The sequence below is a fragment of the Burkholderiales bacterium genome (genome assembly GCA_013695435.1).
Classification (GTDB): Bacteria; Pseudomonadota; Gammaproteobacteria; order Burkholderiales; family JACMKV01; genus JACMKV01.
The window spans coordinates 1-12772 of sequence record JACDAM010000145.1; the positions used below are offsets into that span (position 1 = coordinate 1).

Sequence of the window (12772 nt, forward strand, 5' to 3'; positions counted from 1 at the left end):
GACCGGCGCATTGATCGTGCTGCTTACCCTGATTGGCCGCGCGCTGTTCTACGTGCTTGTGATTCCGACAACCATGCCAGGCGCGTTTTTCTGGCGCAACAAAGGATTCGAGCAACACGCACGCGAGACGGGGTTGGCCAGGATGCCGCAAGTCGGCGTGCTGCCCGATGCGCATTAAGCTCTAAGTAGATGACTGGGTCCGCAACGGCAGCGGTGGAATCTGCCCCATGTATTCCAATCGAGAGAGGCGAATCGTGAAGATGTTCGAGTCGACTGTATTCAGGCAGCAAGGAAGCGAAAGCGGGGCGGTGTCGCTGCAGGTCAACGTAGGACACGCGAGCGAGGCTTGCGCCGGGCGGCCCAACGCCGACTTCTTCGGCAGCGTCCATCCCGACGATGATCGCCTGCAGAGCAAGGGCATTCTGCTTGCGATCGCAGACGGGCTTTCCGACGCTCGCGGGGCCTCCGAGTCTCTGGTCTACAGCCTGCTCACCGATTACTACGCGACGTCAGCCAGAGTCGAGGTGCGCCAGGCGCTGAGTAAAGTGATCAGTGCTACCAACCTCTGGATGTGCGCGCAAAGTCAACACAGCGACGAGGGGATGCTGAGCACGTTGAGCGCGCTGGCGCTGGTCGGCGACCGCTACCATGTTGCGCACGTTGGCGATACGCGCATTTATCATCTGCGCGGCGAGCGGTTCCGGCAGATCACGAAGGACCACGTTTGGCCGGTTCGCACGATGAACCACATCCTGCGGCGGGCCGTGGGTTTGGAAGAACACCTCGTTATCGATTTCCTCGAGGGCGAGATCGAGCCGTGCGACATGTTCCTGATGGTTTCGGACGGCGTTTGGGAGGTGCTGGGCGATCGCGCCCTGCGTGCCGCGCTTTTCGAGTGCGCGAATCCGCAAGCAGCCGCCGATAAGCTCGTGCAAGAATCGATACTCACGCAGAACCAGTACCTGGGCCTGAACGACGCGACTGCGGCGGTAGTCCTGGTCGAAGGCTGCGGTTAGGGCGTGTTTACGGTGACCCTGCCCAGATTGCTTTTGGCGCACGATCGCTGAGGGACAACTTTGATGCACAACTCTAACGTAGCGCGAGTCGACGACGCGGCAGAATCGCCGCCGTCCCGGCACGACGGCGCATGGACGAAAGTTTGCGTCATTGATGACATTCCGCGCCTGGGCGCGCGGGTCGTGAAAAGCGCGCGCGGCGACATCGCTGTCTTTCGCACCGCCGAAAACGAAATTTTCGCGCTGCGCGACCAGTGCCCGCACAAAGGCGGGCCGTTGTCGCAAGGCATCGTTTTCGGACGCAAGGTTGCGTGTCCGCTGCACAACTGGAACATACAGCTCGACGACGGCCACGCGGTTGCGCCTGACGAAGGCTGCACGCCGTCATTCCGCGTCAAAGTCGAGGATGGCGCTGTTTACCTGCGAATTTGAATCGCCTCGTTCCCGCGTTTTTTTGTATCGGTCAAGGGAGAAGTCAGTGAAGTCCTCGTTCTGGAAAGCCGGCCACCCGCCGACATTGTTTTCGGCGTTTCTGTATTTCGACATGAGCTTCATGGTCTGGGTGATGCTCGGGCCCCTCGGCGTGCAGATCGCCAGGGATCTGGGTTTAACCGCGGCTCAGAAAGGTTTGATGGTCGCAACCCCCGTGCTCGCGGGTGCGCTGCTGCGCCTCTTGATGGGCGTATTGAACGATCATCTTGGACCCAAGAAAACAGGGGTTGCCGGCCAGGCGATCGTGATCGCGGCGTTATTGGCAGCGTGGTTCTTCGGCGTCGAAAGTTACCAGCAGGTTCTGATTCTCGGTCTTTTCCTTGGGCTCGCCGGGGCGTCGTTCGCGGTCGCGCTGCCGCTTGCTTCCCGCTGGTATCCGCCTGAGCATCAGGGCACGGCCATGGGCATCGCCGGCGCCGGCAATTCCGGTGTCGCGATCGCGGCATTGCTCGCGCCGGGGCTGGCCGCGGCCTATGGATGGAACAATGTATTGGGATTGGCCGCGATTCCGCTTCTGGCCACGTTTGCGGTGTTCATCATCTTCGCCAGGGATGCGCCCGACAGCCCACCGCCGAAATCGCTGGCTGCTTATCTGGCCGTGCTCAAAGACCGCGACGCGTGGTGGTTCATGTTGTTCTACAGCGTGACCTTCGGCGGCTTTGTCGGACTGGCTTCGAGCCTGACGATTTATTTCAACGACCAGTACGGATTGAGCGCGGTCGTCGCCGGTTATTTCACCGCGGGTTGCGTGTTCGCCGGCTCGCTGATGCGCCCGCTCGGCGGTATGCTGGCCGATCGCGTCGGCGGCATTCGTACCTTATCGACGACGTACATTTCCGCGGCGATGCTGCTTTTCATCGTGAGCTTCGGTTTGCCGCAAGCATGGATGGGCCTCGTCGTGTTCACGCTCGCAATGCTGTCGCTCGGCATGGGCAATGGCGCGGTGTTTCAACTGGTGCCGCAACGCTTCCGCAAAGAGATCGGCGTCATGACCGGCCTCGTGGGCATGGCCGGCGGCATCGGCGGATTTTATCTGGCATCGAGCCTCGGCTATTCGAAGCAACTGACCGGCAGCTACCAGATCGGCCTGCTGCTGTTCGGCGCGTTGGCGCTGTTGGCCTTGCTCGGATTGACGGGCGTCAAAACGCGCTGGCGCACGACTTGGGGCGCGGCGCATTTGACGGCGGCGAGAATCTGAAAGCAAGATTCGGGAGCCAGGATTCAGGATCTGGTTGCTGATTTCATAACCGGAGTATGACCAGACAATTCACCGAAACCGGGATTCGCGACCCTAAACCCGCAGTTACCGATCCCCGGTTTTCGATTGCAGCCGCCGATTTTCGCTCTTCATTTCTCGCCGTCACTTTCGGCCACGCGACCGCAACCGGCAAGCGGCCGCGCAACGAGGACAGCTTCGGCGCTGTAACTCCGGAAGGCGATGCGCTTTTCAGCAAGGGCATGTCGTTCGCCGTCGCCGATGGCGTTTCCGGCAACGGCGGCGGGCGCGAAGCTGCCGATCATGTCGTGCGCGGCATGCTGACCGATTATTACGCCACGCCCGACACCTGGGAAATTCCTTGGGCGCTCAATAAGGTGCTGGTCGCCGTCAACCGCTGGCTGCTTTCGCAAAGCCGCTCGCACCGCGAGCTTGCGGGAATGGCATCGACCTTGAGCATGCTGACGTTGCGTGGAAGGCGCTACTGGATCACGCACGTCGGCGATACGCGCATCTACCGCTGGCGGGGCGCCAGGCTCGCGCAGCTTACAACCGATCATGTCTGGGATCGACCCGATATGCAGCACGTGCTGCGGCGCGCCGTGGGGCTCGATGAGCATCTGGCCGCCGATATCAGCGACGGCGAGATCGAGCGCCATGACGTGTTCCTGATCGCAAGCGATGGCGTCTGGCAGCCGCTCGGCGATCGCAGGATCGCGGAATTGCTCGCGCAGCGCGCCGAACCGGCGGTGGCCGCGGAAGCGATCGTGCACGCGGCGCTCGAAAACGGCGGGCACGACAACGCAACCGCGGTCGTGCTGCGGGTCGATGCGCTGCCGGCCGGCGATCGGCGCGATCTCGTTGCCGCAGGCCTTGCGCTGCATCCGCCCGACCGTCTGAAGCCCGGCGCGCGTATCGATAATCTGGTTGTCGATGCCGTGTTGCACGATTCGCGCGAGACGCTGCTGTATCGCGTGACTCACGCTGAGAATCGCAGGAAGCTCGTGCTGAAAACTCTGCAACCGCAGTTGCGCAACGATGCGGAAGCGCGTGATGCGCTGCTCTCCGAGGAATGGCTCGCGCGCCGCCTCGTCGATCCTCACTTTGCGCAAGTGCCGCCCGCCGAGCCGCGCAGCTTTCTTTATTATTTGATGGCGTATCACGAAGGCGCGACCTTGCAGCAGCATCTCAATCACGGCCGCCATTTCAGCATTCCCGAAGCGGTGCAAATCGGGGTCCATCTCTGCAATGGGCTGAGCGTGCTCCACCGATTGCACGTCGTGCACCGCGACATCAAGCCGGCCAATTTGCACCTGGGGGTCGACGCACGTCTGCGCATACTCGATGTCGGCGTTGCCGCGAATCCCGCATCAGGGAACAGCGCCGGAAATCCCGGAACGCCGAGCTATATGGCGCCTGAGTTGTATGCCGGCGAGCCCGCAACCAGCCAAAGCGATCTCTACGCCGCGGGAGTCACGCTTTACGAAATACTGACGCGCAAATACCCATACGGCGAGATCGAGCCTTTCCAGCATCCGCGCTTCGGCAATCCATTATCGCCGGGACGCGTTCGCCCCGATTTGCCGCAATGGCTCGAGAACATTTTGTTGAAAGCGGTCGCGCGCGACCGTAGACAGCGCTTCGAAACCGCTGAGGAATTTCTGCTGGCGCTCGAAAATGGCGAACGCGTCCGCGTTGTCCCGCCGCTGCGTACACCCCTTGTAACCAGCAATCCGGAAGCGCTGTGGCAGGGCATCGCGGCGGCCGCCATCGCGATCAATCTGCTGCTCGTGTATCTGATTCTGGTTTCCTGATGCCGAAAATGCTCCGGCGCACCTGATCGCTGCGTTTCTGGGGTTCGAACGAAAGCAAATTGCGGCCTTTGGTCAGGTTCTATAGAATCCAAGCGTCCCCTGCGACGAACAAAAAGGAGATTCCCCATGGAACACCAACTGCCCCCTTTGCCTTATGCGATGGAAGCCCTTGCGCCGCATATCTCGCGCGAAACGCTCGAATTCCATTACGGCAAACATCACAAGACTTATGTCGAAACGCTGAACAAGTTGATCGATGGCAGCAAGTATCAGGATATGGCGCTGGAAGATGTGATCCGCAAATCGGACGGCAAGGTTTTCAACAACGCGGCGCAGGTCTGGAATCACACGTTTTTCTGGAATTGCATGGGCCCGGGCTGCGGCGGCGATCCAGGCGACGACCTGGCCGGCGCGATTCTGAACAAGTTCAAAAGCTTCAGCGAATTCAAAAAGCAGTTCAGTGAAGCAGCAGTCGGTCAGTTCGGTTCGGGATGGGCGTGGCTGGTCAGAAACAAGGACGGCTCGGTGGCAATCGAAACGACTTCGAACGCGGGCAACCCGTTGACTTCCGACAAGACCGCGCTATTGACCTGCGACGTCTGGGAACACGCGTATTACATCGATTACCGTAATGCGCGCGCCAAATTTCTCGAAGCTTTCTGGAGCGTCGTCAACTGGGATTTCGCCAACAAGAATTTCAGCAGTAAAGCCTGAGCGTAGCCCGCGCGCGCCGCTGTAGTCAGGGTCAAGAACCTTCAAGCCGGATTCGCGGCTATTTGACAAGGGTTTCGAGGCGCTCGACGGTTTCGAGGCGCTCCACTTTATCGCCGGTTTTGATGCTGCGTCGGGCAAACCAGCCGCGCCTCATCTCTAGCGCATACAGGGCATCGCCATCGGCAGTATGATTGTCGAGCGAGAAAGGCTGCATCTCGGCAATGTTCAGAATCCTGCCGCTGGCGTCGATGAACGCGACGGCAAGCGGCAGCGGTGTGTCTTTCATCCAGATGCTATGCGGCGCGGCCTCCTCGAATACGAATAGCATGCCCTGATTTTCGGCGAGCGTTTTTCGTTGCATCAGGCCGCGGTTCCGGGAGGTGGGCGTATCCGCGATTTCCACGCGGATTGCGTGTTCGCCGATCTGGAGCGTCGTCTCGGGCAGGGAGTCGGCAACAGCAGGTGCGGCCCAGTTCAACGCGGCAATGACTGCGAAACCGAAAACGGCACGCGCCATTGCAGTTGAAAAAGTCCCCTCAAGGTAAGCACCCGCACTCTTACTGAATGCGCGACCGTCACGTCGCATTCTCGCTGGCGGGAACCGAAGTCGAAGCACGGCCGAGCGGCAGGGGCGCGGTTTTCCTGACCCGCGCGCTAGTTCCGCGGCGCATCGATTTCTTCGTCGGCGCCGGATTTCAGGTCATCGAATACGACTCCCCACACCGGATGGCTGGCTTCGCTGGGAGCCAGCGTGAAGCCTCTATCGATATCGAGCGCGATCACGAATTCATCGTAACAAAGCTTGATGTCGCCCTCGGCGCAGTACAGGAAAGCCAGGTATTTATGCGCAGTAACGCGATCTTGATCGACAACCAGACCGGAGGCCAGCGCGCTCGTCAGGTAGTACTTCGCGGCCACGTAATCGCCGTCCTGGTAGCGCTTGATGCCGCTGGTCAAATCCGGCTTGCCGATGCCCCAGAACAGCGCGACGACTTCGGGGGATGGCTCGATTGCCGCTGTCGTCGCACAGCCGGCGGCCAATGACAGCAGCAGGTACGCGCCCGCACGCCTGCGACCGCGCACCTAGCGAAACTGTTGGCGGATGTTGACGGTTGCCCGCGGTTCGAGTTCGACCACGGTGCGGTAGGGCGTCAAGTCGCCGTTGCGGATCTCGATAATGTGTTTGCCAGGTTCGATCTCAAGCCGATGCAACGGCGGCGAAGCGCCGTGCCTGCGGCCGTCGACAAAAACGTCACCCCAGGGCGAGATGGCGAAAGTCAAATAGGACTGATCTGGCGGCGTGTTCGCCGCCGTCTGGCGCGCGGCCGAGGGGTCGTTGAGCGCCGCTTTGTTGCCCGCGCCCGGGGCAACCGCCCCCGCACGAGTCGCAACCGCCTTCGCGCGAGTCGCGCTAAAGCGGGCCGGCGATTCCCTGAGGCGGGCCGGCGATTCCCTGGCGGCCGCACCCTGGACGCGATTTCTGCTTTGCAGAGACGCTGATTCCCCTTCAGCGGCCGCTTCAGCCGCTGTAAACACAGATGCGGAAGGCTTATCCGTCGTGACCGTGAGGGCAGGCGAAATATCCGCTGCTGGTTCGTCCGCCAAGCTGTCTGTATGCGCTGGCGTCACGGAAGGTTCGGAGTGTTCTTGCGCCGTTTGCCGAGGCGCTGAAAAGGCCATCCAACGCGGTGGTGGGACCACCGTTTTTTGACTGACCGGCATGAGATCGACTGGTCCGCTCAAGGCAGCGGCGCTGGCCGAAACCTTGCGCGCCTGCGCTTCCGGGACCCGCGAAACCTCCGCCGACTTGCCGAGCCCCGGAATCCCGCCCTTGTAAAAGAGGGAATAGTTGATCGCGACGAAAGCCAGGGCGGCGATAATGATCAACGCCAGCAAGGCGTACATCAATTTGTCCTGACCGCCGCGCTCCGGTTCATCATTCGTGTCCCGGTCCGGCTGCAGCGGCACATCGAGATTGATGATGGGTTCACGGCGCACGGCGCCGAAATCGGCATTGCCAGGCTGCCGGAACGAATCGGGCGGCACAACGAAGTTCACCGGTCCGTTCCTGCTGTCCCTGTCGTCCCGGTCCTGCCCTGCGCTGAACTGCGGCGGCGGCTCGGTTCTGATAAAACCAACGGGCGGGTCGGTTCGCGCGAAATTCTGCCGCGGCTCGCCGCGCTGAATCGGCGGCTGGATCTTGCGTGGCGCTTGCTGTCGTTCGGTTGCCTGTGTGCGCTCGGGCGCGTGAGTGGGTTCCGTCAGCCGGGCTTGCTGGATCGAACGGGGCCGCTCGGCCGGCGACGGCTGCGAGCGTTGCGGTTCGGTTCTAACAGCGGAGGCGCCGGGTACTGCAGCCGGCTTTTCGAATTGCTGGCGCGGACGGGCTCTTTCCGGATCGAGGTCTGCTCTGGGCGGCGTTTTTTCAGACTGTTTTTCAGCCTGCCCTGCAGGCTGCCTTTGAACCTGCTCTGGCAGCCGTGACGTCAATGGCGCGTGGTTTTCCACAGTGATGGCAGGCTGCCTCTGAACCTGCTCCGGCGGCGGCAGCGGTTTGGACGGCGCCACGGGTGGCGGCGCCGGATACTGCCCGCGCAGATTGGCGGGCGCGTCGTCGCGGTAGGTCGTTTCCTCGCGCGCGCCGGGGTTCGCCGCGGCTGTGGGCAGATACGGATCGGCGTACTCTTCGATTATCCGAAACGCGCGCTCCCATTCCACGGGTGTATAAGCGCCGGCCAGCTTGGCTGCGATCAACTTTTCGGCATGTTCGCGGTTCAGTGCGCCGAGTTGGTTCAGGGCGGCAAAGTTGAATGCCGTTTCGTCCTGGTAAAGCGCCCGAAACAGATTGGCCAGAATCCGGCTGGATTCGGCGTCTTCATTCTCGATAATCAGCGTGCAAACCGTGAGCAGATAACCGCGTGGAAAGCGCGGCCTGTCGGGATCGTAGAACCCCGGACGCGGCGGCAGGGATTTCTTGCTATCCTCTGGCGCGGCTCTACCGGTTTGCGCGTGCGAAGCAGGGCCGCCCGCCGCGGTTTTACCTGGCGCTTTATCGGTGGTTTTGGGCTCGCCCGAGCCCGGGCTTTTTGGATCGCCCGTATCGAAGATCGTGAAGTCCATTTGGAATCGGATGCTGGAATGCCGATTGAATCCGTTGAAAATCGGCGTTGAGTTATACGCGACTAACGCTCCGCTACCTGAGTACCCCGGATTTTAGTGACTTCCCTGGTTAAATAGAACCTGCCGCGCCTAAAAGGTTCTGATCCGCGCCGCCGCCCGACCTGCCCGCTTTCGCTACGCTACTGTACACGCCCAAGCGGCGATCGCCGTCAGAATCATATCGACTTCTCCGATCGCCGGCGTCAGCTTGATCCTGACCGTAGAGTGGCGTTTTTCGATATCGGCGAGCAGGAGCGGCACATCCTGCTTCAAATGTCCGCCGCGCGCGAAGAATACCGGAATTACAGTAATCGCTTCAATGCCGCGATTCGCCAGGTTTGCGATCGCATCGGGCAATGAGGGCTGCATGAGTTCGAGAAACGCGAGTTCAACCGGAATGCCGGGCTTCCTCGCCGCCAGCATGTGTTGCAGCTTGTGGAAGGGCTCGGCCCATTCGGCATCGCGTGCGCCGTGGCCGAACAGCACGATCGCTTCGACTTCCGCCATCAGTGCTGTCCGGTGCTGCCGAAACCAAGCGCGCCGCGCCTGCTTTCGACAAAATCGTCTACGACGTTAAAGCGGACTTGCAGCACCGGCACGATAACGAGCTGGGCGATGCGTTCCATCGGCTGCAGCATGAAAGCCTGTCCGCCGCGGTTCCAGCACGATACCATCACCTGTCCCTGGTAATCCGAATCGATCAGGCCGACCAGATTGCCCAGCACGATGCCGTGCTTGTGGCCAAGCCCGGAGCGCGGCAGGATGACGGCGGCCAGGGTCGGGTCGGCCAGGTGGATCGCGAGCCCGGTCGGGATCAGTTCGGCGCTGCCGGGCGCCAGGGTCAATGGCGCTTCGATACAGGCGCGCAGGTCGAGACCAGCGGAACCCGGCGTCGCATACGCAGGCGGCGCGGCGCGCAACCGTTCGTCGAGGAGTTTGATGTCGATTCGGGTCACGGGGCCTTTCGCTTTTCCGCGAGCGCGGGCTTGCGATACAACTTTGCGACGTGCGCAATGAGCTGCCCGGCGAGCACGCTTTTCGCGGCTCTTGGCAAGGAATGCGCACCTTCGTCGTCGAACAGAATCAATTCGCTGTCGTCGCGGCCGAGCGCGTCCTGCACAAGATTGGCCGCCAGCAGAGGCAGCCTCTTGCGCCGCCGTTTTTCCTGCGCATATTCGACCAGGTTTTCGCTTTCCGCGGCGAAGCCCACGCAGAACGGCGGCTGCGGCAGGTTGGCGACGTAATCCAGAATATCGGGATTGCGCGCCAGTTCCAGCGTCAGCGTATCTTTTGTCTTCTTGATTTTTTGCAAGTTGGGCGTTGCGACGCTGTAGTCGGCGACCGCGGCGACCCCGATGAAAATGGCGCACGACGACACCTCGGCGATGACGGCGGCCAGCATCTCGGCGGCGCTCGTCGCATTGATCAAGCGGGCTCGCGCAGGGGCCGCCAGGCAGGTGGGTCCGGAAACCAGCGTAACGTCGGCGCCGGCCGCAATTGCCGCTTGCGCTATGGCGTAGCCCATCTTGCCCGAACTCAGGTTGGTGATGCCGCGCACAGCGTCGATCGCCTCGAAAGTCGGGCCGGCAGTCATCAGTACACGCACGTCGCGCAGCAGTTTCGGCTGCAACCAAGCCTCGATCGCGGCGGCAAGTTCCGGCGCTTCCAGCAACCTTCCAAAGCCGGTTTCGCCGCAGGCTTGAGCGCCGGCTGCCGGTCCGGCGATTGCCACGCCCTCGGCTTCGAGCTGCCGCATATTGCGTTGCGTTGCCGCGTTTTCCCACATTTGCCGATTCATCGCCGGTGCGATCATCAGCGGGCACTCACGCGCCAGGCAAAGCGTGGAAAGCAGATCGTCGGCAAGGCCTGTGACCAGTTTCGCGATGAAATCGGCCGAGGCCGGCGCAATGATGATGCCATCGCAATCCCGGCTCAGGTCGATATGCGGCATGCCGCTACCGGTGCCGTTCCACATGTCAGTCATGACCGGATTGCCGGTCAGAGACTGAAAGGTCAGCGGCGCGACGAAGCGTTGCGCGGAGGCCGTCATCACGACTTGCACATCGATGGCGGTCTGCTGCAACAGTCGCGCGAGTTCAGCGGCTTTGTAGGCCGCGACGCCGCCAGTGACGCCGAGCAGCAAACGATGTCGGGATGCGCCCATAGTGAGTTGCGATTGCTTTACGTATGATCCGTCCGGGCCGGCGCAGCGCCTGCTTCGGATGAATGGGATGGAGCGGGACGCCTATGTTAAGCCGAAATCCGGCGCCTTGCTAACGTCGCGAAGCGCAACCCGGAGGGAGAAACGATATGGCGATCAATGATTGGCCAGAGCTTGAACGGCCGCGTGAGAAGCTGTTGCACAAGGGCGCGCAAAATCTGTCGGATGCCGAGCTCCTGGCGATATTTTTGCGGACCGGCGCTCCGGGCAAAAGCGCGGTTGATCTCGCGCGTGAACTGATGCAGCGGTTTGCCGGCCTGGGCGGGCTCTTTGCAGCGTCCCAGGCGGATTTCTGCGCGATCGGCGGCCTCGGTCCGGCTAAATACGCGCAGCTTCAGGCGGTGCTCGAAATGGCGCGGCGCGCCCTGCAGGAGAAAATCACCCGCGGCGACGCAATGAATTCGCCGCAAACGGTGCGCGATTACCTGCGGCTGGCGTTGCAAGGCCGGCCGCATGAAGTGTTTGTCGCCTTGTTTCTCGACGCCCAGAATAGAGTGATCGCGAGCGAAGAGCTGTTCCGCGGGACATTGACGCAGACCAGCGTATATCCGCGCGAAGTGGTCAAACGCGCGCTTTACCATAACGCTGCGGCGGTGATTTTCGCCCATAATCATCCTTCCGTCTTACAATCCGCAGCACATACTCAGTAACACCCTGTTTTAGGTCCGATAACGTTTGTTAGCTTTCGTTTACATCCACGGGAAAAGCGGGTATCTTTGCGGGTATCAAAACCAGCCCAGGACCCCGCAATGGCACTTACCGATACACAGATCAAAAACACGAAGCCGCGAGAAAAACCGGTCAAATTGACCGATGGAGGGGGTTTGTATCTTGAGGTGAGGCCGACCGGCGCAAAGCTATGGCGTCTGCGTTACAGGATCAATCACCGGGAAAATTTATTCGCAATCGGCAGTTATCCCGAGATAACGCTTGTGGGAGCGAGAGCCGAGAGCGCGGCAGCCAAGAAGCTGATACGAGCTGGAACTCACCCGTCCCGCGAGCGAAAGCTGAATCGCGTGAAGCGGGAGGCCGAGGACGCGAACACATTCGAAGCGGTGGCCAGGGAATGGCTGGCACATAATTCCGACCGCTGGATTGCAAGAAGTCTCACGCAGCGGACAAACGCTCTACAGCGTTACGTGTTTCCTGAAATCGGCAAGTTCCCAATTCGGCAGGTGTCACCCGCCCATTTGTTGGCGATCACCAAGGATATCGAGAAGCACGCGCCAACCATGGCTGCGCTGATGAGCCAGTGCATAGGGTCTGTGTTTCGCTACGCGATGGCCACCTTACGAGCCGCCAGCGATCCAAGCCAGGTCTTGCGCGGCTCGCTAAAGCAGCGAGAGACAGCGCACCACAATGCATTTTCTCGTGCAGATCTCGCCGAATTCCTGGTCAAGACCGAAGCGTCTGGGTCCGCCGAGACCGCTAACAGAATTGGGCTAAGGCTGGCGTTGCTGACGCTGGTGCGATCCACCGAAATAATAGGCGCAAAGTGGGATGAAATAGATATAGACGGTGCGCTCTGGCGGATTCCGTCTGCGCGTATGAAGATGCGTCAACCGCACACAGTTCCCTTGTCTGACCAAGCCTTGAGGTTGCTTACGTCCCTTCGCATCAACAAACAAGGCGAGTTTCTCTTTCCCAATAAACGGAACCCAGGCAGGCCGGCCTCCAAGGGACTTTTTTGGAAGGCAATGGCGGGGATGGGCTATACAAAGAGTTTCTCACCACATGGTATTCGCGCGACTGGATCAACGCACCTAAATGAAATGGGATTCAGGAACGAAGTTATCGAACGCCAGTTAGCGCACAAGGAGCGTAACAAAACCAGGGCGTCATACAACCACGCCGAGTATCTCGACGAGCGCAGGGCAATGATGCAGACGTGGGCGGATTATTTAGACTCGCTAAAGGCTGGTCGAAATGTCACGCCGATCAGAAAAATGCCCGGACGGTAATCTGGGAAAGCGGCGGCCGAGGTGTATTCACCACCACAGCCGCCTAACCACAAAGCAACCTTATGAGGAAGGTCGGCATCATGGCTGCGCTTACATATACACCGAGACCGAAAACATGGCGATCCCTTCTAAGCAGGGATAAGGCCCGCCAGGGTGTGGCCAAAATCGTCAGAACGCAC

At 60.8% G+C, this 12772-nt stretch carries 14 protein-coding genes; 8 read left to right on the forward strand and 6 right to left on the reverse strand.

The annotated features are described in order from the left end of the window. The 6 genes from H0V78_07555 to H0V78_07580 all read left to right on the forward strand — a co-directional run. Positions 1-178, forward strand: a 178-nt coding sequence (locus H0V78_07555) for a hypothetical protein (GenBank protein ID MBA2351632.1), incomplete at its 5' end; no start/stop codon positions are given. A 76-nt stretch (positions 179-254) separates the two neighbouring features. Then, on the forward strand, positions 255-1016 hold the full coding sequence (locus H0V78_07560; GenBank protein ID MBA2351633.1) for a serine/threonine-protein phosphatase: 762 nt from the start codon (positions 255-257) through the stop codon (positions 1014-1016). Between the two features lie 63 nt (positions 1017-1079). Then, positions 1080-1448: a nitrite reductase small subunit NirD gene (gene nirD / locus H0V78_07565; GenBank protein MBA2351634.1), complete on the forward strand. Its 369-nt coding sequence runs from the start codon at positions 1080-1082 to the stop codon at positions 1446-1448. After that, positions 1423-2706 (forward strand): NarK/NasA family nitrate transporter, encoded by a 1284-nt coding sequence (locus H0V78_07570; GenBank protein MBA2351635.1) that lies wholly within the window; start codon positions 1423-1425, stop codon positions 2704-2706. The genes nirD and H0V78_07570 overlap by 26 nt, the downstream gene beginning before the upstream one ends. Before the next feature lie 56 nt (positions 2707-2762). After that, positions 2763-4538 carry a bifunctional protein-serine/threonine kinase/phosphatase gene (locus H0V78_07575; protein MBA2351636.1) on the forward strand — a complete coding sequence of 592 codons (1776 nt, stop codon included), beginning with the start codon at positions 2763-2765 and terminating at the stop codon, positions 4536-4538. A gap of 126 nt (positions 4539-4664) precedes the next feature. Continuing rightward, complete coding sequence (locus H0V78_07580) at positions 4665-5252, forward strand: superoxide dismutase [Fe] (GenBank protein MBA2351637.1); 588 nt, start codon at positions 4665-4667, stop codon at positions 5250-5252. 58 nt (positions 5253-5310) lie between these two features. Here H0V78_07580 and H0V78_07585 read toward each other — a convergent pair whose 3' ends face one another. The 6 genes from H0V78_07585 to coaBC all read right to left on the reverse strand — a co-directional run bounded on the left by H0V78_07585 (position 5311) and on the right by coaBC (position 10575). Continuing rightward, positions 5311-5769 (reverse strand): DUF192 domain-containing protein, encoded by a 459-nt coding sequence (locus tag H0V78_07585; GenBank protein ID MBA2351638.1) that lies wholly within the window; start codon positions 5767-5769, stop codon positions 5311-5313. Positions 5770-5906: 137 nt separating this feature from the next. Further along, a complete protein-coding gene (locus tag H0V78_07590; protein ID MBA2351639.1) occupies positions 5907-6335 on the reverse strand; it encodes a TssQ family T6SS-associated lipoprotein in 429 nt (142 codons plus the stop codon). Continuing rightward, positions 6336-8372 (reverse strand): hypothetical protein, encoded by a 2037-nt coding sequence (locus H0V78_07595; protein ID MBA2351640.1) that lies wholly within the window; start codon positions 8370-8372, stop codon positions 6336-6338. It abuts the gene before it with no gap. A 174-nt stretch (positions 8373-8546) separates the two neighbouring features. Continuing rightward, entirely contained in the window at positions 8547-8918 is a 372-nt protein-coding gene (locus tag H0V78_07600) for a CbiX/SirB N-terminal domain-containing protein (GenBank protein ID MBA2351641.1), read from the reverse strand. Then, positions 8918-9367: a dUTP diphosphatase gene (dut, locus tag H0V78_07605; protein ID MBA2351642.1), complete on the reverse strand. Its 450-nt coding sequence runs from the start codon at positions 9365-9367 to the stop codon at positions 8918-8920. Before dut ends, H0V78_07600 begins: the two co-directional genes overlap by 1 nt. Next, positions 9364-10575, reverse strand: a complete 1212-nt coding sequence (gene coaBC, locus H0V78_07610; GenBank protein ID MBA2351643.1) for a bifunctional phosphopantothenoylcysteine decarboxylase/phosphopantothenate--cysteine ligase CoaBC — start codon at positions 10573-10575, stop codon at positions 9364-9366. Before coaBC ends, dut begins: the two co-directional genes overlap by 4 nt. Positions 10576-10721: 146 nt before the next feature. Here coaBC and radC point away from each other — a divergent pair, with 146 nt between their 5' ends. Continuing rightward, positions 10722-11282 (forward strand): DNA repair protein RadC, encoded by a 561-nt coding sequence (gene radC, locus H0V78_07615; protein MBA2351644.1) that lies wholly within the window; start codon positions 10722-10724, stop codon positions 11280-11282. A gap of 99 nt (positions 11283-11381) precedes the next feature. After that, positions 11382-12593, forward strand: a complete 1212-nt coding sequence (locus H0V78_07620; GenBank protein ID MBA2351645.1) for a tyrosine-type recombinase/integrase — start codon at positions 11382-11384, stop codon at positions 12591-12593. Positions 12594-12772: the final 179 nt, after the last annotated feature.